This window comes from Mesorhizobium sp. M7A.F.Ca.US.008.03.1.1, assembly GCF_003997495.1.
Lineage (GTDB): Bacteria > Pseudomonadota > Alphaproteobacteria > Rhizobiales > Rhizobiaceae > Mesorhizobium.
In genome coordinates this window covers 107,327-129,013 of record NZ_RZRU01000009.1, presented here as the reverse complement: position 1 = coordinate 129,013, position 21,687 = coordinate 107,327, and the positions used below count along the sequence as shown (strand labels likewise).

At 62.8% G+C, this 21,687-nt stretch carries 17 protein-coding genes; 10 read left to right on the top strand and 7 right to left on the bottom strand.

The annotated features are described in order from the left end of the window. Positions 1-8: 8 nt before the first annotated feature. The 4 genes from EOA16_RS14770 to tpiA all read right to left on the bottom strand — a co-directional run bounded on the left by EOA16_RS14770 (position 9) and on the right by tpiA (position 4,529). Entirely contained in the window at positions 9-1,646 is a 1,638-nt protein-coding gene (locus EOA16_RS14770; protein WP_127259022.1) for a CTP synthase, read from the bottom strand. A gap of 137 nt (positions 1,647-1,783) precedes the next feature. Beyond that, positions 1,784-2,908, bottom strand: a complete 1,125-nt coding sequence (locus EOA16_RS14765; protein WP_127259020.1) for a L,D-transpeptidase — start codon at positions 2,906-2,908, stop codon at positions 1,784-1,786. A 210-nt stretch (positions 2,909-3,118) separates the two neighbouring features. After that, the gene (gene secG / locus EOA16_RS14760; protein WP_127259018.1) at positions 3,119-3,592 is read right to left on the bottom strand and encodes a preprotein translocase subunit SecG; all 474 of its coding nucleotides are present in this window, start codon (positions 3,590-3,592) and stop codon (positions 3,119-3,121) included. Positions 3,593-3,761: 169 nt separating this feature from the next. Beyond that, the gene (gene tpiA / locus EOA16_RS14755; protein WP_127259016.1) at positions 3,762-4,529 is read right to left on the bottom strand and encodes a triose-phosphate isomerase; all 768 of its coding nucleotides are present in this window, start codon (positions 4,527-4,529) and stop codon (positions 3,762-3,764) included. A 144-nt stretch (positions 4,530-4,673) separates the two neighbouring features. Between tpiA and EOA16_RS14750 the strand changes: the two genes are divergently transcribed. Genes EOA16_RS14750 through glp form a run of 5 tightly spaced genes read left to right on the top strand, consistent with a single transcriptional unit; the run spans position 4,674 to position 10,079 of the window. Next, entirely contained in the window at positions 4,674-6,566 is a 1,893-nt protein-coding gene (locus EOA16_RS14750; protein WP_127259014.1) for a SurA N-terminal domain-containing protein, read from the top strand. Continuing rightward, the gene (trpD, locus tag EOA16_RS14745; protein ID WP_127259012.1) at positions 6,563-7,573 is read left to right on the top strand and encodes an anthranilate phosphoribosyltransferase; all 1,011 of its coding nucleotides are present in this window, start codon (positions 6,563-6,565) and stop codon (positions 7,571-7,573) included. The genes EOA16_RS14750 and trpD overlap by 4 nt, the downstream gene beginning before the upstream one ends. A 3-nt stretch (positions 7,574-7,576) precedes the next feature. Beyond that, positions 7,577-8,389 (top strand): indole-3-glycerol phosphate synthase TrpC, encoded by an 813-nt coding sequence (trpC, locus tag EOA16_RS14740; RefSeq protein WP_127259011.1) that lies wholly within the window; start codon positions 7,577-7,579, stop codon positions 8,387-8,389. A gap of 2 nt (positions 8,390-8,391) precedes the next feature. Beyond that, a complete protein-coding gene (gene moaC / locus EOA16_RS14735; RefSeq protein ID WP_127259009.1) occupies positions 8,392-8,874 on the top strand; it encodes a cyclic pyranopterin monophosphate synthase MoaC in 483 nt (160 codons plus the stop codon). Next, positions 8,874-10,079 carry a gephyrin-like molybdotransferase Glp gene (glp, locus tag EOA16_RS14730; protein ID WP_127259008.1) on the top strand — a complete coding sequence of 402 codons (1,206 nt, stop codon included), beginning with the start codon at positions 8,874-8,876 and terminating at the stop codon, positions 10,077-10,079. Before moaC ends, glp begins: the two co-directional genes overlap by 1 nt. A 48-nt stretch (positions 10,080-10,127) precedes the next feature. Here glp and EOA16_RS14725 read toward each other — a convergent pair whose 3' ends face one another. Then, positions 10,128-10,958 carry an alpha/beta hydrolase gene (locus tag EOA16_RS14725; protein WP_127259006.1) on the bottom strand — a complete coding sequence of 277 codons (831 nt, stop codon included), beginning with the start codon at positions 10,956-10,958 and terminating at the stop codon, positions 10,128-10,130. A 97-nt stretch (positions 10,959-11,055) separates the two neighbouring features. Beyond that, complete coding sequence (locus EOA16_RS14720; RefSeq protein WP_127259005.1) at positions 11,056-12,411, bottom strand: hypothetical protein; 1,356 nt, start codon at positions 12,409-12,411, stop codon at positions 11,056-11,058. A gap of 259 nt (positions 12,412-12,670) precedes the next feature. Here EOA16_RS14720 and EOA16_RS14715 point away from each other — a divergent pair, with 259 nt between their 5' ends. The 4 genes from EOA16_RS14715 to lexA all read left to right on the top strand — a co-directional run bounded on the left by EOA16_RS14715 (position 12,671) and on the right by lexA (position 17,640). Then, positions 12,671-14,296, top strand: coding sequence for an AMP-binding protein (locus EOA16_RS14715; protein ID WP_127259003.1), 1,626 nt, complete (start codon positions 12,671-12,673; stop codon positions 14,294-14,296). After that, positions 14,293-15,129, top strand: coding sequence for a tryptophan 2,3-dioxygenase (gene kynA, locus EOA16_RS14710; protein WP_027036649.1), 837 nt, complete (start codon positions 14,293-14,295; stop codon positions 15,127-15,129). Before EOA16_RS14715 ends, kynA begins: the two co-directional genes overlap by 4 nt. Before the next feature lie 78 nt (positions 15,130-15,207). Then, positions 15,208-16,455, top strand: a complete 1,248-nt coding sequence (gene kynU, locus EOA16_RS14705; RefSeq protein ID WP_127259002.1) for a kynureninase — start codon at positions 15,208-15,210, stop codon at positions 16,453-16,455. A gap of 444 nt (positions 16,456-16,899) precedes the next feature. Next, positions 16,900-17,640 (top strand): transcriptional repressor LexA, encoded by a 741-nt coding sequence (gene lexA / locus EOA16_RS14700; RefSeq protein ID WP_127259000.1) that lies wholly within the window; start codon positions 16,900-16,902, stop codon positions 17,638-17,640. Here lexA and EOA16_RS14695 read toward each other — a convergent pair. After that, positions 17,634-20,096: a ComEC/Rec2 family competence protein gene (locus EOA16_RS14695; protein ID WP_127258999.1), complete on the bottom strand. Its 2,463-nt coding sequence runs from the start codon at positions 20,094-20,096 to the stop codon at positions 17,634-17,636. The genes lexA and EOA16_RS14695 overlap by 7 nt on opposite strands. A gap of 102 nt (positions 20,097-20,198) precedes the next feature. Here EOA16_RS14695 and gltX point away from each other — a divergent pair, with 102 nt between their 5' ends. Beyond that, on the top strand, positions 20,199-21,623 hold the full coding sequence (gene gltX / locus EOA16_RS14690; protein WP_127258997.1) for a glutamate--tRNA ligase: 1,425 nt from the start codon (positions 20,199-20,201) through the stop codon (positions 21,621-21,623). Positions 21,624-21,687: the final 64 nt, after the last annotated feature.

Here is a 21,687-nt window from a genome sequence, read left to right as displayed (position 1 = left end):
CCTGGTCGCTACACCAGCCTGCTCTGCTCCACCGCCGCCTCGATGAAACTGGCGAACAGCGGATGCGGGTCGAGCGGTCGGCTTTTCAGTTCCGGATGATATTGCACGCCGATGAACCAGGGGTGGTCTGGATACTCGACCGTCTCCGGCAGCACGCCGTCGGGCGACATGCCGGCAAACACCAGGCCGCAATCCTCGAGCCGCTCCTTGTAGTCGATATTGACCTCGTAGCGGTGGCGATGGCGCTCGGAAATCTGCGTGTCGCCATAGATCTCGGCGATCTTGGAGCCCTTGGCGAGCTCGGCCTGATAGGCGCCGAGCCGCATCGTGCCGCCGAGATCGCCGGTTTCGCGGCGCTTCTCCAGCATGTTGCCTTTCAGCCATTCGGTCATCAGGCCGACGACCGGTTCCTCGGTCGGACCGAACTCGGTCGAAGACGCATGCTCGACGCCGGCCAGCGACCGCGCCGCCTCGATGCAGGCCATCTGCATGCCGAAGCAAATGCCGAAATACGGCACTTTCCGCTCACGCGCGAATTTCGCCGCCAGGATCTTGCCTTCGGAACCGCGCTCGCCGAAGCCGCCGGGAACCAGGATGCCATGCACCTTTTCCAGCCAGGGCGTCGGATCTTCCTTTTCGAAGATCTCCGATTCGATCCATTCGAGCTTGACCTTGACGTGGTTGGCCAGGCCGCCATGCGAGAGCGCTTCGATCAGCGATTTGTAGGCGTCCTTGAGGCCGGTGTATTTGCCGACGACGGCGATGGTCACCTCGCCTTCCGGATTGTGGATGCGGTTGGATACCGCCTGCCAGGGCTCCATGCGCGGCTTCGGCGCCGGATCAATGCCGAAGGCGGCCAGCACTTCCGAATCAAGCCCTTCCTTGTGGTATGCCATCGGCACATCGTAGATATGCGGCACGTCGAGCGCCTGGATCACGGCACTTTCGCGCACATTGCAGAACAGCGACAGCTTTCTGCGCTCTTCCTTGGGGATGGCTCGGTCGGCGCGGACCAGCAGGATGTCGGGCGCGATGCCGATGCCGCGCAGTTCCTTGACCGAATGCTGGGTCGGCTTGGTCTTCAGTTCGCCCGCCGTCGGGATGTAGGGCATCAGCGTCAGATGGACGTAGACGGCGTTGTTGCGAGGAAGGTCGTTGCCGAGCTGGCGTATAGCTTCCAGGAACGGCATCGCCTCGATGTCGCCGACCGTGCCGCCGATCTCGCACAACACGAAATCATAGTCGTCATTGCCGTTGAGGACGAAATTCTTGATCTCGTCGGTGACGTGCGGAATGACCTGCACGGTGGCGCCGAGATAATCGCCGCGCCGCTCGCGCTCTATGATGTTCTTGTAGATGCGGCCGGTGGTGATGTTGTCCTGCTGATTGGCGGAGCGGCCTGTGAAGCGCTCGTAATGGCCAAGATCAAGATCGGTTTCCGCGCCATCGTCGGTGACGAAGACTTCGCCGTGCTGGTACGGCGACATCGTGCCCGGATCGACATTCAGGTAGGGATCGAGTTTTTTGATGCGTGCGCGATAGCCTCGCGCCTGCAGGAGAGCCCCAAGGGCCGCTGCGGCAATGCCTTTTCCAAGTGAGGAAACCACGCCGCCTGTGATGAATACATATCGCGCCATGGGAGTCATCGCTTAACGCGGCCGGATTGATTCCGCCAGAGAAAAAACCACCGCGAAGGTTTTTTCCCAAGAAGGCGCTTGGGTCGTGAACAAGGCAAAACAAAAGGGCCGGCTGAGCCGGCCCTTTCGGCAGGATGACGAAAACGTCAGATGATGACGACCTTGGTGCCAACCCTGACGCGGCTATAGAGGTCCATGACGTGCTCGTTGATCATGCGGAAGCAGCCATTAGAGGCGCTGGTTCCGATCGACTGCGGCGCGATGGTGCCGTGGATACGCAAATGCGTGTCTTTCTTGCCGTCATAGAGATAGATTGCGCGCGCGCCGAGCGGATTCTGACCACCGCCGGGCATGCCGTCCTTGTACTGGCCGTAATGCTTCGGCTCGCGCTTCTGCATGTCCAGCGTCGGGATCCAGCGCGGCCATTCCTGCTTGTCGCCGACCGCAACCGTGCCCTTGAACTGCAGGCCCTCGCGGCCGACCGCAATGGCGTAGCGGCGCGCGGTGGAGGACGATTCGACGAGGTAGAGGCGCCGTGCGCTGGTGTCGATGACGATGGTGCCGGCATCGTAACCGCTGAATTCCACGTCCTGCGGCACGAATTCCGGCTTCACCTTGAACTGCTTCTTGGCTTCCCTCTTGGCGAGCACCTGGTCGAGAGCCCGTGTCTCAGGGAGATAGCTTATCGAAGACCCGGACGAGGTCCCGCCGAAGAGACCGGCGAACAGACCACCGCTGCTCGGCTGCTTCTGGCCGATGACCTCGCTGCGCAGCTCGCCATTGTTGCCGGTCAAGGCGACGTTCATCGCCTCTGCCGGAAGCGGCTCTGCTGATTGGATTGGTGCGATCGGTTCGATTGGCTCGATGATCTTGGCGGCCTGCTTCTTTGCCGGCTTGGCATCGGCCACCTCGGTTGCCGGCGCGCTCTTGCCCTTCTTGGCAAGGAACGCCTGCCGTTCAGCGTCGGCCTTGGCCTTGGCCGCCTCGCGCATCGCCAGCTTCCTGGCCTCGAGCGCCTTGGCTTTGGCGGCCTCCTTGTCGGCAACGATCTTGGCTTCGATCTTCTTGATCTGGGCCAGGTCGTCCGGTGTCGGGTTTTTCTTTTTCTTGAGAAGCTTCAATTGCGACGCATCACTCTTGACGGCGACATTGATGGCGCCGGTTTTCTCAACTGAAGGTGCGGCCATATTTGCCGGCACGCCGGCGAAGGCTGGGGAACTCATGCCGATTGCGGCGCAAAGTCCCAGGAAAATGAAGCTGCGAAGCTGCATGGCGAAGATCCGATCGTTCTATGCTTGTTGCCACGGCGTCGCCCAGCGCCCCCCAAGGGCGCCGGAAATGCCGCGTGCAATCTATAGTCGAATAAGCGCGGACGCCTCAAGCGTGGGGCCATGCCTCACCCCGTCGAATCTTCGTGATCTCGCTGCATTTGCCGCGACTGTGTTCAAACGACCACAGATCGCGTCTTCAGGCACCGAAGACTACTGGTTTGGAACCTGCGGGGTCGCCGGTGCGGCGGGAGCCGTGCCGTTGGTCGCCGGCGGCGTCGAGCCGGCGGCAGGCGCAGTGGCCGGGGCAGTCGCCGGAGCCGCGGCGTCGTTGCCGGATGGCGGCGCCGGCGTGGCGTTGCCGGCGGGCGCCGGTGTGGTCGTGCCGGGCAATTGGTTGAGCACGCCCTTGCCTGCCGCACCATCCGATGTCGCTGGGACGCGGTCGAGGATGTCGATCGGCTTCTCGCCATAGCGGGCAACGATCGACAGTGTCAGTGACGTGGCGAAGAAGGCGGCCGCCAGGATCGCCGTCGCACGCGTCAGCGCATTGGCAGCGCCGCGCGCGGTCATGAAGCCGGATCCGCCACCAATGCCAAGGCCGCCGCCCTCGGAGCGCTGCAACAGCACCACGCCGACAAGGGCGAGCACGACCATGAGATGGATGACGATCAGTACGGTTTCCATAGTTTATCCTGGCAAGGCCTTACCCGGCCGCGAACACGACCGGTGAATTGGAGGCGGCTCAATACAATGCTTTGACGGCATTTCCAAGCCCGTGGCCGGAATATGGGAAGCAACCCGCCCTTTGCAACGATTTCCGGCGCCGGAAGCCCATCCGGCGTGGCGAATGTCTTCAACCGATATTGCGATAGGCCTCGGCGATGGCGAGAAAATCAGCCGCTTTCAGGCTGGCGCCGCCGACCAGGGCGCCATCGACATTCCTGACGCCGAGCAGTTCGACCGCGTTGGAGGGCTTGACCGAGCCGCCATAGAGAATGCGCACTTTCGCCGCGACGCTGCCAAGCTTTTCCGACAGCTTTTCGCGGATATGTGCGTGTGCTTCGGCCACATCGGCGGCGGTCGGCGTCAGGCCGGTGCCGATCGCCCATACCGGCTCATAGGCAACAATGGTGTTGGACGGGGTGGCGCTTGGCGGCACCGAGCCATCGACCTGCCTCGACAGCACGTCCAGCGTCGCGCCCGCTTCACGCTGCTCATGCGTCTCGCCAATGCAAATGATGGCCACAAGCCCGGCGCGCCAGGCGGCGGAGGCCTTGGCCTGGACAGTGGTATCATCCTCGCCGCGTTGCTCGCGGCATTCGGAATGGCCAACGATGACATGGCTTGCACCGGCATCCTTGAGCATTTCCGCCGAGATGCAGCCGGTGTAGGCGCCGCTCTCCTTGGGGTGGCAATCCTCGCCGCCGGCATGCACCGGCGTGCGCGACAGGATCTCCGCGGCATGGGCAAGCAATGTCGCGGGAACGCAAACCAGCGCTTCGGTCTCCGCATCGAGCCCGCTCATGAAACCGTTACCGATCATCCTGAGCTCGTTGAGGGAGGCGCTGGTGCCGTTCATTTTCCAGTTGCCGGCGACGAGCGGGCGAATTCCTGGTGTCATGGGTTTGCTTCTCCGGGCGATATCGGGCTCTGGCCCTCACTACCAAAATCAGGCCACAAAGCAATCGACAGTGGACCGGAAGGGCGCTATTGCGCTTGTTTCAGACTCGGCGCATGCGAAAATGCGCATAAATCGGAAGTAAAAATGCTTGGTATATTGAGAAGCGCGGCAGGCACCTGGGTCGCGAAGGGGCTGTTGGTGCTGCTGGTGCTCAGCTTTTTGGTCTGGGGTGTTTCCGGACGGCTGATGGGCGGTCTTGCCGGTCATGATTCGGTCATAACGGCTGGCGGCACCAAAGTGTCGATCAACGAATACCGTCTCGCCTATGATCGCCAGCTCGCTGTCATGTCGCAGCAGTTCGGCCAGCGTCTCAGCCACGAACAGGCAAAGGCGCTCGGTGTCGACAACCAGGTGCTGGCGCAGCTCGTCTCGGGGGCCGTTCTCGACGAACAGGCCCGCAAGCTGGGCCTCGGACTTTCCAAGGACCGGCTGGCCGAGCTGACACGCGAAGACCCAGCATTCAAGGGCCCGGGCGGCCAGTTCGACCGCAGAACGTTCGAATATATGTTGCAGCAGATTGGCATGCGGCCCGAAGACTATTTGAAGAACCGTGCCCAGGTGGCCGTGCGCCAGCAGATTGTCGAGGCGGTCTCGGACGGCCTCAAGGCTCCGGACACTTTCTTCAAGGCGGTTGCGCTCTATCGCGGCGAAGACCGCACCATCGACTATTTGACGCTCCCCAAGGCACTGGTCGAGCCGATCGCGGCACCGTCCGATAGCGTGCTCTCAGCCTATTTCGAAGCCAACAAGAAGACATATGCGGCACCCGAATACCGCAAATTCTCCTATGTCCGCCTCGAACCCGTCGACATCATGGATACGACCGCCGTCACCGACAGCCAGGTCAGCGACGACTACAACAAGAACAAGGCGCGTTACACCACGCCGGAACTGCGCACCGTCGAGCAGCTCGTGTTCAAGACGCCGGACGCGGCCAAGGCCGCACTCGATTCGCTCAAGGCCGGCGCTACTTTCGACAAGCTGGTCACGGCGGAAGGCAAGACGCCGGCCGACACGTTGCTCGGCACGCTTGCCAAGGACAAGATCGCCGACAAGGCGGTCGCCGACGCGGCCTTCGCGCTCAACGCCAATGAAGTCAGCCAGGTCGTGCAAGGCGCCTTCGGTCCGGTGCTGCTGCGCGTCACCGAGATCAAGCCCGAGGTGGTGAAGCCGCTGGCCGAGGTGTCCGACCAGATCCGCAAGGATCTGGCGCTGGGCGAGGCAAGCCGCATCCTTCTGGACGTACGCGACAATTACGATGATACCCGCGCCGCCGGCAGTTCCCTGGCCGACGCTGCGGCCAAGCTGAAGCTGAAGGTCGTCACCATCGACGCCATCGATCGCAGTGGACTGCGGCCAGATGCAAGCATCGTCAAGGCCCTGCCGCAATCGCCGGAGCTGATCAAAGCCGTCTTCGACGCCGAACCCAACACGGAAAACGATGCCTTGACCACAGCCGACAACGGCTTCGTCTTCTATGAGGTGGCGTCCATCACGCCGGCTCGCGACCGCACGCTGGATGAGGTTCGTCAGAAAGTCGTGGCCGACTGGACGGCGGCGGAAACAAGCAAGCGGCTCGCCGCCAAGGCTGACGAGCTGGAAAAGCGGCTCAAGGCCGGTGCAACGCTCGACGTCATCGCCAGCGAACTGAAGTTGGAAAAGCAGACCAAGCGCGGTGTCAAGCGCGAGGCTGACGACGTCGATTTCGGCAAGGAGGGCGCCGCAGCGATGTTCGGAGTCGGCGAAGGCGGTACCGGCCTGATCCCCTCGCCCACCGGCGACGGGCAGATCTTGTACAAGGTCGCCGAAGTGTTCGAGCCCGCTGGGGCCGATGCCAGTTCGGTGCCGGACGACGCGCAGAAATCCTTCACCTCCGGCATGTCGGATGATCTGCTCGACCAGTTGGTGGCGCAGTTGCAGACGCAGTACGACGTTCGCATCGACCAGGCCGCCGTTGCCCAAGCCTCGACAAGATGAGCGCGCTGAAAACCCATATCGCCAAGGTCGCGACCGGTAGCGCGCTTTCCTTCGAGGAAGCCCGCGAGGCCTTCGACATCATCATGTCGGGTGATGCGACCCCCGGCCAGATCGGCGGCTTCCTGATGGCGCTGCGCGTGCGCGGCGAGACGGTGAGCGAGATTTCAGGCGCCGTCGCAACCATGCGGGCCAAGATGCTGCACGTCGACGCGCCCACCGACGCCATCGACATCGTCGGCACCGGCGGCGACAATTCTCACAGCGTCAACATTTCGACGGCATCGGCCTTCGTCGTTGCCGGCAGCGGCGTGCCGGTTGCCAAGCACGGCAATCGCGGCCTGTCGTCGCTGACAGGGGCAGCCGACGTGCTGGTTGCGCTCGGCGTCAAGATCGACATCTCGCCCGAATTCATCGGCCGCTGCGTCCACGAGGCTGGCGTTGGCTTCATGTTCGCGCCCGCGCACCATCCGGCGATGAAGCATGTCGGCCCGACCCGCGTCGAACTCGGCACCCGCACCATATTCAACCTGCTCGGGCCGCTCTCCAACCCGGCCGGCGTCAAGCGGCAGCTGGTCGGTGTGTTCCTGCCGGAATGGATCCTGCCGGTTGCCGAGACACTGAAGGCGCTGGGTGCCGAGCATGCCTGGGTTGCCCATGGCGACGGCTATGACGAGATCACCACCACCGGCGAGACGCAGGTCGCCGAACTGATCGGCGGCGAGATCCGCAGCTTCACGCTGACCCCTGAAGCGGTTGGGCTGGCGCGCCATAGCAAGGATGAATTGCGCGGCGGCGATTCGGACTACAACGCCAAGGCCTTGCGCGATATGCTCGGCGGCGGCGCCGGCGCCTATCGCGACACCGTGCTGATGAACGCCGGTGCCGGACTGGTCGTTGCGGGCAAGGCGACGACGCTTGCCGACGGCATCGCGCTCGCCGCGCAAGCCATCGACAGCGGCCGTGCCCTGCAAGTGCTGGACAGGCTGGTCGAGATTTCGAACGGATAAAACGTGTCTGACATTCTTCGCAAGATCGAGGCCTACAAGCGCGACGAGATCGCGGCGGCAAAGGCACGCATGCCGCTGGCCGAAATCAAGGCCCGGGCAAAAGATGCCGACGCTCCGCGCGGCTTTCTTGCCGCACTGGAAGCGAAGCGCAAATCCGGCGCCTTCGCGCTGATCGCCGAGATCAAGAAGGCAAGCCCGTCCAAGGGCCTGATCCGCGCCGATTTCGATCCGCCGGCGCTGGCGCAGGCCTATGCGAAAGGCGGCGCCGCTTGCCTTTCGGTACTGACCGACGCGCCGTCCTTTCAGGGCGCGCCGGAATTTCTGACCAAGGCACGTGCGGCCGTCGCCCTGCCGGCGCTACGCAAGGATTTTCTGTTCGATCCCTACCAGGTCTATGAGGCGCGCGCCTGGGGCGCTGATGCGATCCTGATCATCATGGCCAGCGTCGATGACGCCCTGGCCAGCGAGCTTGAGGCGACTGCCTTCGAACTCGGCATGGATGCGCTGATCGAGGTGCATGACGAGGCCGAGACGCTGCGCGCGGTAAAGCTGTCGTCGCAGCTGATCGGCATCAACAACCGCGATCTGAGAACATTCGAAACCAGCCTTAAAACGTCGGAGCGGCTGGCGCCCATGGTGCCGGGCGGCCGCCTGCTGGTCAGCGAGAGCGGTATTTTCACCCATGATGACTGCCTCAGGATGCAGAAGACCGGCATCGACACCTTCCTCGTCGGCGAGAGCCTGATGCGACAACAGAACGTCACAGCGGCGACGCGCCTGCTTTTGACGGGCAAGGTATCGGCCGAGGCCGTCTGACGATGACATCAGCCCTCACCCACCTCGGCCCGCAGGGCGAGGCCAACATGGTCGATGTCGGCGACAAGGCGGAGACAACGCGCACGGCGATCGCCGAAGGCTTTGTCGCGATGCGGCCCGAGACCCTGAAGATGATCCTCGCCGGCAACGCCAAGAAGGGCGATGTGCTCGGCACTGCGCGCATTGCCGGCATCATGGCGGCGAAGAAGGCGCATGAGCTGATCCCGCTCTGCCATCCGCTGCTGCTGACCAAGGTTTCCGTCGACATCGAGCCCGACCATGCTTTGCCGGGCCTGAAGGTCACCGCGCTGGCGCGCGTCACCGGCAAGACGGGTGTCGAGATGGAAGCGCTGACGGCCGCTTCGGTAGCCTGCCTGACCATCTATGACATGGCGAAAGCAGTAGACCGCGCCATGGTGATCTCCGGTATCCGCCTGGTCGAAAAGACCGGTGGCAAGTCGGGTGACTACAAGGCGAGTTCCTGATGGCGCTGGTTCCTATCGCGGAGGCGCTTGAACGCCTGTTCGATGGTGCGGCACCTCTGGCCGGCGAAAGCGTTCCTCTGTTCGAGGCGGTGGATCGTGTTCTGGCGGAACCGGTCGTGGCACTCCGCACCCAACCGCCTTTCAATGCTTCCGCCATGGACGGCTATGCGGCGCGCGCCGCCGACGTGGCGTCGGTCCCATCGAAACTATCGGTGATCGGCATGGCGCCTGCCGGGCGCGGCTTCGACGGCACGGTCGGCGAGCGACAAGCGGTGCGTATCTTCACCGGCGCGCCGCTGCCCGAAGGCGCCGACACCATCGTCATCCAGGAGAATGTCCGCGACCTCGGCGGCGGCGATATCGAAGTGACCGAGCCGACGGCGCAATGGCGCAATATCCGCCGCATCGGGCTCGATTTTTCAACAGGCGACATGCTGCTGGAAAAAGGCCGCTTGCTCGACCCGGCGGCACTGTCGCTGGCAGCATCGGCCAACCATCCCCGGGTCAACGTGGTGAAACGGCCGCTGGTCGCCATCATCGCCACCGGCGACGAATTGCTGCCGCCCGGCAGCGAACTCGGGCAGGACCAGATCATCTCGTCCAATGCCTATGGCGTCGCTGCCACCGCACACTCGGTCGGCGCCCGCGCGCTCGATCTCGGCATTGCCGCCGATCGCAAGGAGGCCATCGCCGAACTGGTGCAAAAAGCGGTCGCGGCCGGTGCGGATGTCATCGTGACGCTTGGTGGCGCCTCGGTCGGCGATCACGACCTGATCCACGACGTGCTGACCGGCGAAGGCATGACGCTCGGCTTCTGGAAGATCGCCATGCGGCCCGGCAAGCCGCTGATGTTCGGCCGCCTCGGCGACATCAGGTGCATCGGCCTGCCTGGCAACCCGGTGGCAAGCCTGGTCTGCTCGCAACTGTTCCTGAAGCCGTTGCTGGCGCGGCTCGGCGGCCGCAATTATCGCCAGGACATACGTCCGGCGCGATTGGGCGCCGCAATGCCGGCCAATGATTTGCGCCAGGACTATGTCCGAGCCGTGGTCAGGGAAGATGGCGGCGTGCTGGTGGCGACGCCGTTCGGCATCCAGGATTCCTCGATGCTGAGAATGCTGGCCGACGCCAACGGGCTGATCGTGCGGGCGCCGTTTGCGCCCGCAGCGGCCGCGGGCGAGGCTTGCAGTGTTTTCATGCTGCGCTGAAGAATCCCAGACAAGCTCTTCATAACAGACGAGAAAGTGATCTCGCCTCTAGTTCGAGATCAAGCTCTGTGTCAGCGGATGCGCCGGATCGGCAAGGCCGTCGACAATGCTGTAGTGATGCCGGTCGGGCTCGATCACGACGCTGGTGGTGGCCCCGAGGCCGGTCCAGATGTTGGCAAGCAACGCATTCTGGCGCAGGAACTCGGCGCGCTCGCCACCGCCGGCCCAGCAGGTGATGCGGGCACCATCCACGGGCCGCAGCAGCGCTGGGCTTTCAGCCAGCGCCTCCTCTTCGTCGATTGCCAGTTCCTTGTTCATGGCGGTGTACATGATCGGACGCAGGTCGTGGAGGCCCGAAATCGAAACGACATTGCGTATGCGCCGCGCTACATCGGCCGCCAGCGGCGTTGTTGTCGTCACCATCCGCGTCGCTAGATGACCGCCGGCTGAATGTCCGGTCAGCATCAGCGGTCCCCCAACCATTGCCGCTGCCTTGCCGATCGCCGTGCCGATTTCCCTAACGATGCCGCCGATGCGTATCTCAGGGCACAGTGAGTAGGAAGGCATCGCCACAGCAAAACCGCTGCTGACCGCGCCATTGGCAAGGTGCGACCACAAGCTCTTGTCAGTCTCCAGCCAGTAGCCGCCATGGATGACCACCACGAGCCCCCTGGGAGCGGCTTTGGGAAGGAAAAGATCGAACCGATTGCGCGGTCCGTCGCCATAGGCGATGTCGAGCCGTGCCCGGCCCTCTGCCGAGAGCGCATCGCGGAATGCTTGCGCCGGCTCCGCCCAGGCCGCCGGCCAGCGGTCGCTGCCGGCGATGTTCGCACCGTTGGCATAGGCGCTGTCCCAATCGGCAATGTGACGTTCGAACATCTGCGTCCCTTCCCAAGAGATCGGCATCATTTCAGCGGTTGGCAATTGCAAGCATGACAGCCCCAATGCATCACTGGGACACGAATACACGGTACGTTTAGTGACGTAGATCGTGGACGCCGAGTTCTCGCCACATCCATTCGAAACTGTAGGTCGCTATGGGATCTTCTGGATCAGCGCGCTTTGCAGACTGGTTTTCGAGATATTTGAGCCACTCGGCGACCTTCTGGCGACCGGCGGGTGTTTTGACGGCCTGGCGTGGCGTCTTGTTGCCGAGCATATCGACCGGCTGGTCGAGGGTTCCACGATATTGGCGGTCCATGAACTCGTGGACGACCTGCTCGGCGATTTCCAGAGGGATATCCGTTGACTTTCGTCCACGATCGCGGGTTGGTCGCTCGGCCATCAATTGCTCGACGGTTTCGATTTTGGTCTCAGGCATGCCGAGCAGATCGCCGAGAGCCTGCCGGATCAGCGCGGTTCCTTTGTCCGCGCGCGTGTCGGAATTGGCGGAAAGGTGCAGAAAGCATCCTTTCAGCTCGACATTGCCCAACACACGCAAACCGTTGTCCATAGTGGTATCGAGGGAAAGCGCGTCGCTGTGTTTCGTTTTCCTCCCGCCTTTCGGCTCATCCTCGAGCCAGTTCCAGAACTTCGGGTTTTGCTGCAACATTCCCGGAATAGCAGTCAACCGCACGGCGATGTCTTTCTGGGTTGTGCCGGATGACAGTGGAAACCGGACATCGTGGAACATGATGTCATCGCCTTCAGCGTTTTTAAGCAAAGGCGTCTCCAGGACCCGACCGAGCGTATCGAACAGCCATGAGAGGGTGAACATGGAGGCGACCGTCTGCAGGTCTTCGTTCTTGAAGACGGGGAGTTTCTTCACTCCCTTTTTTTCGAATATGCCCCGCAGGCCGTCGAACAGAATTTCCGTGGCCTGCGGCGTGAACGGTAGAAGGCCACCCGCGAAAAGGTTCTTGCCCATGACCGGCACGATGCGGGCGGCGACCTTGTCCCACTGTTTCAGGGTCTTGGTAGCCGTACCCTCGCTGACTGTGATCGGATCGCCGCCGCGAAGAAGGTCGCGCGCCACAAGCGACTTCCCGGGCACGACATCGCTCACCTCGTAAAGGCTCATGATCGATGTTCGCAACGCCTTCATGTAGGCTTTTGCCTGGGCGCCCTCCTTCCAGCCACGGCGCTTGAGATATTCGTCGACGATGTTGACGCCCCCGACGTCGAAGTCCTGGGTCAGAAAATCCTCGAAGGCGCAGCCCCACAGCGTCATGGCCCAGCTGTCACCAAGGATTTCGGCAAGGTCTTCGAACTCCATACCGTCGTCATCCAGGACCGGGCCGAGATGATCGTCGAACACCTCTTCGAAGCAGTCGCGCCATTCATCGCGGCCGAGGAATTTTGTCAGCCCCTTAAGATCATGGCTGGTGGGCATGGCGGGTCTCCAGATTTTGTTCGGCGACGCGAGAGACCACAGGCTCACTGAATCGCAAAGCCTGTTGATTTTTGCGCCGCCCTTGCGATCCGACAAGACGTTTTCGGTGATTTCCCAGCGTTTCTTAGGATTGAAATTCCTGGGACCAAGACAAACACGTCAATGGGGCAAAAATATTTTAGGCTTGAAACAAATTTCGACTAGTGCGATCCTGCGCCATGTCCGGTCACGGTCATGAAGCAGATAGGGCAGCCGCAAAATGCTGGGACCATCGGCCCATATAGACACGTTCACGCGCGATCACCTGCCGCCGCCGGAGCAATGGCCTGAAATCTTGCTCGATGGCTTTGACTATCCCGAACGCCTCAACGCCGGTGTCGAACTGACCGACAGGCTGGTCGAGAAGGGCCTCGGCGACCACACTGCGCTGATCGGCAATGGCCGCCGCCGCACCTACAAGGAACTGTCCGATTGGACGAACAGGCTGGCCCACGCGCTGGTCGAGAATTATGGCGTGAAGCCGGGCAACCGGGTGCTGATACGCTCGGCCAACAACCCCGCCATGGTCGCCTGCTGGTTGGCTGCCACCAAGGTCGGCGCCGTGGTCGTCAACACCATGCCGATGCTGCGCGCCGGCGAGCTCGCCAAGATCGTCGACAAGGCGGAGATCACCATCGCGCTCTGCGACACCAGGCTGATGGACGAGATGACCGCCTGCGCCAAGGACAGCGCATTCCTCAAGCAGGTCATCGGCTTCGACGGCACCGCCAACCATGATGCCGAACTCGATCGTGTCGCTCTCGACAAGCCGGTGACGTTCACTGCCGTCAGCACCGGCCGCGACGATGTCGCCCTGCTCGGCTTCACCTCGGGCACGACAGGCGTGCCGAAGGCGACGATGCATTTCCATCGCGACCTCCTGATCATCGCCGACGCCTATGCCCGCGAAATCCTGGAGGTGACGCCGGACGACATCTTCGTCGGCTCGCCGCCGCTGGCCTTCACCTTCGGCCTTGGCGGGCTCGCTATCTTTCCCCTGCGCTTCGGTGCGGCGGCGACGCTGCTGGAACAGGCGACGCCACCCAACATGATCCATATAATCGAGACCTACAAAGCAACGATCTCCTTCACCGCGCCGACTGCCTACCGCGCCATGTTGAAGGCCATGGATGAAGGTGCCGATTTGTCGTCACTGCGCGTTGCCGTTTCGGCCGGCGAAACCTTGCCCGCTCCGGTTTTCGAAGAGTGGACGCGAAAGACTGGCAAGCCGATCCTCGACGGCATCGGCGCCACCGAAATGCTGCACATCTTCATCTCCAACCGCTTTGGCGACATGAAGCCCGCGTCGACCGGCAAGCCGGTGGGCGGCTATGAGGCGCGCATCGTCGATGATGAGATGCGCGAGGTGCCGCGCGGCACGACCGGCAGGCTGGCGGTGCGCGGCCCGACCGGCTGCCGCTACATGGCCGATGGCAGGCAGAAGGAATACGTGCGCGACGGCTGGAACATCACCGGCGACACCTTCACGCAGGACGAAGACGGCTTCTTCCATTTCGCCGCGCGCTCCGACGATATGATCGTCAGCGCCGGCTACAACATCGCCGGCCCCGAGGTCGAGGCGGCGTTGCTGTCACATCCCGACGTTGCCGAATGCGCTGTCATCGGCGCAGACGACGCCGAGCGCGGCCAGATCGTCGAGGCGCATGTCGTGCTGGTGCAGGGCGTCGCGCCTGACGCTCTCACCACCAAGCGCCTGCAGGACCACGTCAAAACGACGATCGCCCCTTATAAATATCCACGGTCAATAAAATTCATCGCCGCTCTGCCCAAGACCCAGACCGGCAAGATCCAGCGCTTCCGGCTGCGCACGGAGAAAATCAATTGAGCGAACCCTACGATCCGGCGTCCGAAGGCGCCCAGATGTCGTTCAAGGAACGCATGTCCTACAGCGACTATCTCCACCTGGAGAAGGTGCTGGAGGCCCAGACGCCGCTGTCTTCGGCGCATGACGAGATGCTGTTCATCATCCAGCATCAGACCTCCGAGCTCTGGATGAAGCTCGCTCTGCACGAGATTGGCGCCGCGATCCGCTCGATCCGCGCCGACCGGTTGGAGCCGAGCTTCAAGATGCTGTCGCGCGTCGCGCGCATCTTCGAGCAGCTGAACAATGCCTGGGATGTGCTGCGGACAATGACGCCCAGCGAATACACCGAGTTCCGCGACGCGCTCGGCCAGTCCTCGGGTTTCCAGTCCTGGCAGTATCGCGCCATCGAGTTCATGGCCGGCAACCGCAACCTGGCCATGCTCGGGCCGCACAAGCACCGGCCGGACCTGAGCGGAAAGCTGGAAGCCATCCTGGCCGAGCCATCGCTCTACGACGAAGCGCTGCTGCTTCTGGCGCGCAACGGATTCGACATCGGTGCCGATGCCAGGCGCACGGACTGGCGTGAGACGCGAACCGAGAATGAAGAGGTGCTGGTCGCCTGGCAGACCATCTACCGCGATCCGCAGCGCTACTGGATGTTCTACGAACTGGCCGAGAAGCTGGTCGACTTCGAGGATTATTTCCGCCGCTGGCGCTTCAACCACGTCACCACGGTGGAGCGCATCATCGGCCTGAAACGCGGCACCGGCGGCACGTCGGGTGCTTCGTATCTGAAGAAAATGCTCGAGGTCGTGCTGTTCCCGGAACTGTGGACTGTCCGCACCCGGCTCTGACGTCGAAATGAAACTAGGCACACCGAGAGCACGCTCGGTGGCGGAAAACCCTTCGCGAACAACCGGGACTGACTGACCATGGGTGGAATTCCTGATCTCGCTGCAATCGAAGCCATGGATGCCACGGATCCGCTGCGTGCCATGCGCGACCGTTTCATTCTGCCGGAGGGATTGATCTATCTCGACGGCAATTCACTTGGGGCAGCGTCGCATGCCGTTTTCGGCGAGCTGCAGCAGGCGGCGACCCGGGAATGGGCCCAGGATCTTATCCGAGCCTGGAACACGGCCGGATGGTTCGAGATGCCGATCGAACTCGGCGATCAGCTCGGGGGTCTGATAGGAGCCGCGGCCGGCCAGACCGTGGTCTGCGACACGACGTCGAGCAACATCTACAAGGTGCTGCATGCGGCGCTGGAGATGCGGCCCGGCCGGTTGGCCATCGTCGCCGAGGGTGACAGTTTTCCCACAGACGTTTACATCGCCGAAGGCGTGGCCTCGACCCGGGATGGCGTCCTGCTGCGCCTCGCGGGCATCGACGCGCCAACCATCGAAGAGCTGATCGATGACAGCGTCGCGGTGGTGCTGGTCAACCACGTCAACTACAAATCGGGTGAACTGCGCGACATGGCGGCGCTGACGCGCAAAGCTCATGCGGCCGGAGCTCTGATCGTCTGGGATCTATGCCACACCGCCGGCGCCCTGCCCGTCGAGCTCGACCACGCAAATGCCGATTTCGCCATCGGTTGCACCTATAAGTACCTCAACGGCGGTCCGGGCGCGCCGGCCTTCATCTACGCCGCGCAGCGCCACCACGGCGATATCAGCCAGCCACTCAGCGGCTGGTGGGGCCATGCGCGGCCTTTTGCCTTCGAACGGGGTTATGTCGCCGGCACCGGCATCCGCCGTTTTCTGTGCGGCACGCAACCGGTCCTGTCGATGCGGGCGCTCAAAGGTGCGCTTGCCATCTGGGACGAGGTCGACATGGCGGCATTGCGAAAGAAGAGCGTCGCGCTGACCGAACTGTTCATCCAGCTCGTCGAAGCCAAGTGCGGCGCCTACGGTCTCACGCTGGAGACCACCCGCGACGCGACCAGGCGCGGCAGCCAGGTGTCATTCCTTCACGATCATGGCTATCAAATCATGCGGGCGCTGATCGAGCGCGGAGTGATCGGTGACTTCCGCGCCCCATCAACCATCCGTTTCGGCTTCACGCCGCTCTATGTCGGCTACAAGGATGTGTGGCTGGCGGTTGAGGTGCTGGAAGACATTCTGCGCACGGGTGAATGGAAGGCCCGGCGTTTCGCCGTCAAGGAGGCCGTTACCTGATGCAGGCGCCTCGACGATCAGTTGTTGCCGGCCCTGCCTGGTCGGACGACTGAGGGACGCATTTCCAGTGCATAAATGAGTTCCCTGCCGGGTGACCGGCCTGGCTGCAATAGGTCAGCCAGGTTGGCATTTTGGCTCCGTTTCGTTCACGGCAAACGAGCGCCTGGAAAGCTGGAAACGCCCCCGCCGCGGTCTATCGCCAGCCCATGCCAAACCTGGGCAAAAAGGATGAGCCACAGGCTATTAACCATAACAATTTCAATGCCCGCAAGCGCACTGTCGTGGCATGCAGTCGCCGACGAGCGCTCGCTGGCGAACGCCGATGGTTTCAGCCGCCTTAACAAATTCATTAAACTTTAAACAGTTGCAGAACACAACTGGAACAGATAGTGTTTGTTCTGGGTTTGTTTTTCGATTCTGGTTTCAGGTAATCTGGGGGCCGACATGCTGACGCGCAAGCAACATGAACTGCTGATGTTCATCCATGAACGCCTGAAAGAGAGCGGCATTCCGCCCTCCTTCGACGAGATGAAGGAGGCACTCGACCTTGCCTCCAAATCCGGGATCCATCGGCTGATCACCGCCCTCGAGGAGCGCGGCTTCATTCGCCGGCTGCCCAACCGGGCACGCGCGCTGGAAGTGCTGCGGTTGCCGGACTCGATCGCGCCTGGCCTCAACGCGGCAAAGAAGTTCTCGCCAAGCGTCATCCAGGGCAGTCTCGGTCAGGGTGGTGGTCTTGGCCGGCAGATCAAGCCGGCGCCTTCGCGGATGCCCTCGCCCGGCAATGACGACGATGCGGTCTCCGCCGTGTCGATACCGGTGATGGGCCGCATCGCCGCCGGCGTGCCGATCGATGCCATCCAGCATCAGACGCATTCGATCTCGGTGCCGCCGGACATGATCATGGGCGGCGCGCACTATGCGCTGGAGGTCAAGGGTGATTCGATGATCGACGCCGGCATCTTCGACGGTGACACCGTCATCATCCGCAATGCCGACACGGCGAGCCCCGGCGAGATCATCGTGGCGCTGGTCGATGAAGAGGAAGCGACGCTGAAGCGGTTCCGCCGCAAGGGCGCCTCGATTGCGCTCGAAGCCGCCAATCCGGCCTATGAAACCCGTATTTTCGGCCCGGACAGGGTCAAGGTGCAAGGCAAGCTCGTTGGTCTGATCCGCCGCTACTGAGGCGGCTGCGGGTTGGCCACTGGCTTCTCGGGTTTCTTGAAGGGTGCCAGCCCCCTCGCCTCGCGAGAGTATTTGCGTTGCGTGTGCCAGGGCCGATATGGACTGTCCACCGCGAAGCTGATCGTCGCCGGCGTGGTCGCCGATTGGCGATCGAAGAAGACCGCGGCACTGCCTTTGCGAGCCAGTTGCCGCTTGGTGATGACGAGAACCAGCGGGTTGTGACAGGCGTCATAGGCGGTGGCGTCATTGATGACGATCAGCTCGGCGAAGCCGCAGGCTTTCCAGGTGTCCTTGCGATCCTCGACATAGGCAATGATCGCACCGGACATGTGCCTGGCCACGCAAACGCCTGAGGAGCAATAGAACGGCGATCCCGGCGGTAGCTCAACGGCATCCGCGACGTCGAATTGCCCGTCGCTGTTGTCGAATACCTCCGGAACGACGATGGTTTCTGATGTCAGCGCGCGTTTCCAGTTGTCGACGGTGAATTCGTTCGGCCGTTCCCGGCTGACGGCAAGCTCACCGCCACCGATCGGCAACGCCACCAGCCGGGCGTCTTCCGAGATCAGCACATCCGGCGTGCGCGTATCCGAGACGGTCAGCAGTCCGGCAATAGCGAACGGAAGAGCCGCAAGCCGCAGCCATGTCGTCGCCATCGTCGCGATGACCAGGGCAATTGCCACCAGCAGGACCGACTGTTGCGAAATCAGCCCGACCCCATCGACCGGCGAACGCTCGGAGATCCAGCCCGATATGGCGATCATCATCGTCAGGCCCTTACCCATCAGGTAGAGAGCTGGCCAATCCAATCCGAAAGGCATTAGCAGCGCGCTGGCGACGGCCAGGAACATGACGAGGGTCACGATCGGCATGACCGCCAGATTGGCGAACAGGCTGAGCGGCGACACACGCTGAAAATGCCAGATGGCAAACAGCGTGGTGGCGCTTCCTGCGATGATGGAGGTCATGGCAAGGCCGCCTGCCGCCAGCAGGAATTTTCGCGTCAGGAAACCGGGCAAGGATCGTTTCGGCGGCGGCGGTCTTGCTTTTCCCGCGCGGTGATCCGCCCAGCCGGCATAGGCGCCGACCAGAGCCGCGGTCGCGGCGAACGACATCTGGAAACTCGGGCCGACCACCTCGTGCGGCGACACCACGATGACGGCGATCGCAGAGATCGCCAGATTGCGCATGGTGAGTGCTGCTCGATCGAACAGCACGGCAATCAGCATCACCGCCAGCATGATGAAGCTGCGCTCGGCGGCAACGACGACTCCAGAGATGATGAGATAGGCGGCGATCGAGAACAGTGCGGCGGCAGCGGCATACTTCTTGACCGGGCGACGCGCGGAAAAGTCGGGAAACAAGGCGAAGGCGCCGCGCAGCAAACCCATGATGGTGCCGGCGACCAGCGCCATGTGTAGTCCCGAAATGGAGATGATGTGGTAGATGCCGGTACGTCGCATCGCCTCATTGACGTCATCGGGAATGCCGGCGCGCACGCCGACGATGAGCGCCGCGGCGATCTCGCCTTCGGCGCCGCCGACGCTCGCCCTGATATGGTCGGCGATGCCTTCACGGGCATTTTCCACGCTAGAGGATATTCGGGCCGACAGCGGCATGTCGCCATCATCGCCGACGACAAGCTTTGGATTGCCGAGAAAGAATCCGCTGCCGCCGATGCCGGCAAAATAGCTGTCGAAGGAGAAATCATAGCTGTCCGGCCGCACCGGCCCGGTCGGCGGCAAAAGCTTGGCATATCCAGTGATGAGGGAGCCGGCGGTCACGCCAGCCGGGACCTTGCGTGCCGAAAGCCGCACCCGTTCCGGCGCATAGCGCAGTTTCGGCCGAGCGGTCGAGGTCACGTCGATGGTCAGCCGGATACGGCCGCTCTCCATACGATCGAGCGAAACGACGCGGCCGGTCACCTGCGTCGAGATTTCCGAACCGAGCATCTGCGTTCCCGCCCGCCATGTCTCGACCTTTGCAGCGAGCAGGCCGAGCGCGCACAAAAGTGCGGCCATGGCGCACAGATGGATCTTTGGCCATGAACGCGAGACCAGCGCGTAGATCCCCGTCAGAATGACAACCGCGACAGGTCTCGCAAAGTCAGGCTCCGCCGCCAGCGAAAAATAACCGATCGCTCCGATCGCCAGGCAGACCGGCACCAGCAGGAAGGCTACACCCCGGTCGAGTTTCAGGCTCGCCGCCATGTTCACGCTGTGGCGCAGGCGAGGCAGTGATGTCAGGCCGATCTGCCGGCGCACGCGCACGATCCTGCCGGTTTCGGCAACAGGAACAGAGGCGGCGACATCCGTTTGCAAGGGCGCCTTGCCGGGATCCGGCACAAGGGGCGACGGCGGCGGCAATGAGGCTGGCAGAGGCGCAAACAGGGACCGTTCGCTGACGCCAATGGCAGCGTCCTCGCCCTGATCCGAGCCCCAGCTTCGTCCAGCCATCGGGTCTGCCCCTTGCGCCCTCGACACCCTATGCTACATGAACGCGCAAAGCGCGAAAGTCCGCGCGACCGCACCCCGCTTCAGATGGTTTCCGAGAGTTCCATGTCCGACAAGGTCGTCACCCGTTTTGCCCCTTCGCCCACCGGCTATTTGCATATAGGCGGCGCGCGCACGGCGCTGTTCAACTGGCTGTATGCAAAGCACACCGGCGGCACGATGCTGCTGCGCATCGAGGACACGGACCGCGAACGCTCCAATGAAGCCGCGACGGCTGCCATCCTCGACGGGCTTTCCTGGCTTGGCCTGAGCTGGGACGGCGAGCCGGTTTCGCAGTTCAAGCGTGCGCCGCGCCACCGCGAGGTGGCCGAGGAACTCGTACGCATGGGCAAGGCCTATTATTGCTATGCCACGCCAGCCGAACTGGAGGCCATGCGCGAGGCCGCCAGAGCCAAGGGGCTGCCGCCCCGCTACGACGGCCGCTGGCGCGACCGCGACCCCTCTGAGGCGCCCGCAGGCGCCAAGGGCGCCATCCGCATCAAGGCGCCGACCGAAGGCGAGACCATCGTTTATGACCGTGTCCAGGGCGAGGTGCGCTTTCCCAACAAGGATCTCGACGACTTCATCATCCTGCGTTCGGACGGTAACCCGACCTACATGCATGCCGTCGTCGTCGACGATCATGACATGGCCGTCACCCACATCATTCGCGGCGATGATCATCTGACCAATGCCGCCCGCCAGACCGTCATCTACAACGCCATGGGTTGGGACGTGCCGTCCATGTCGCATATCCCGCTGATCCACGGCGCCGATGGCGCCAAGCTGTCGAAACGGCACGGCGCGCTTGGCGTCGAGGCCTATCGCGCCATGGGCTACCTGCCGGAGGCGCTGCTCAACTATCTGGCGCGCCTCGGCTGGAGCCATGGCGACGACGAGATCATGTCGATCAAGGATATGATCTCGTGGTTCGATATAGGCGACGTCAACAAGGGCGCGGCGCGCTTCGACTTCGCCAAGCTGGAGGCGATCAACGGCGCGCATATGCGCCGCATGAGCGATGCCGAACTGTTCGACATCTTCATCGCCACCCTGCCCTATCTCGAAGGTGGCCCGGCGATCGCCGCGCGCCTGAACGACAGCACCAAGGCGCAGTTGCTGGCGGCGCTTCCGGGCCTGAAGGAGCGCGCCAAGACGCTGGTCGAGCTCGTCGACGGCGCAGCCTTCCTGTTCGCCACGCGACCGCTGCCGATCGACGACAAGGCAGCTCTTCTGCTGACCGACGATGCCCGCAACATCCTGCGCAGTGCTCACGAAGCTTTGAACGGGCTTGCGAGTGACTGGACCGCCGCATCGGCGGAGGCGGCGATCCGCGAGGTGGCAGCAGCCGGCAGCTACAAGCTCGGCGCGGTGGCCCAGCCTTTGCGTGCCGCTTTGACCGGCAAAAGCACCTCGCCGGGCGTGTTCGATGTGCTCGCCGTGCTCGGCCGCGAGGAAAGCCTGGCGCGCATCTCAGATCAAATCGATTAGGAGCAAACTGGCCCAAGAAGATTGGCATTGAAAGGCGGGTTTCGCAGTGCAACATTAGGCCTTG

Excerpts from the sequence above, each read along its gene's own strand:
- EOA16_RS14765 (WP_127259020.1), bottom strand. The coding sequence starts at position 2,908 with ATGCAGCTTCGCAGCTTCATTTTCCTGGGACTTTGCGCCGCAATCGGC.
- kynU (WP_127259002.1), top strand. The coding sequence starts at position 15,208 with ATGGGTGGAATTCCTGATCTCGCTGCAATCGAAGCCATGGATGCCACG.
- EOA16_RS14725 (WP_127259006.1), bottom strand. The coding sequence starts at position 10,958 with ATGTTCGAACGTCACATTGCCGATTGGGACAGCGCCTATGCCAACGGT.
- trpD (WP_127259012.1), top strand. The coding sequence starts at position 6,563 with ATGAGCGCGCTGAAAACCCATATCGCCAAGGTCGCGACCGGTAGCGCG.
- EOA16_RS14695 (WP_127258999.1), bottom strand. The coding sequence starts at position 20,096 with ATGGCTGGACGAAGCTGGGGCTCGGATCAGGGCGAGGACGCTGCCATT.
- lexA (WP_127259000.1), top strand. The coding sequence starts at position 16,900 with ATGCTGACGCGCAAGCAACATGAACTGCTGATGTTCATCCATGAACGC.
- secG (WP_127259018.1), bottom strand. The coding sequence starts at position 3,592 with ATGGAAACCGTACTGATCGTCATCCATCTCATGGTCGTGCTCGCCCTT.
- EOA16_RS14720 (WP_127259005.1), bottom strand. The coding sequence starts at position 12,411 with ATGCCCACCAGCCATGATCTTAAGGGGCTGACAAAATTCCTCGGCCGC.
- EOA16_RS14770 (WP_127259022.1), bottom strand. The coding sequence starts at position 1,646 with ATGACTCCCATGGCGCGATATGTATTCATCACAGGCGGCGTGGTTTCC.
- EOA16_RS14750 (WP_127259014.1), top strand. The coding sequence starts at position 4,674 with ATGCTTGGTATATTGAGAAGCGCGGCAGGCACCTGGGTCGCGAAGGGG.
- EOA16_RS14715 (WP_127259003.1), top strand. The coding sequence starts at position 12,671 with ATGCTGGGACCATCGGCCCATATAGACACGTTCACGCGCGATCACCTG.
- moaC (WP_127259009.1), top strand. The coding sequence starts at position 8,392 with ATGACATCAGCCCTCACCCACCTCGGCCCGCAGGGCGAGGCCAACATG.
- tpiA (WP_127259016.1), bottom strand. The coding sequence starts at position 4,529 with ATGACACCAGGAATTCGCCCGCTCGTCGCCGGCAACTGGAAAATGAAC.
- glp (WP_127259008.1), top strand. The coding sequence starts at position 8,874 with ATGGCGCTGGTTCCTATCGCGGAGGCGCTTGAACGCCTGTTCGATGGT.
- gltX (WP_127258997.1), top strand. The coding sequence starts at position 20,199 with ATGTCCGACAAGGTCGTCACCCGTTTTGCCCCTTCGCCCACCGGCTAT.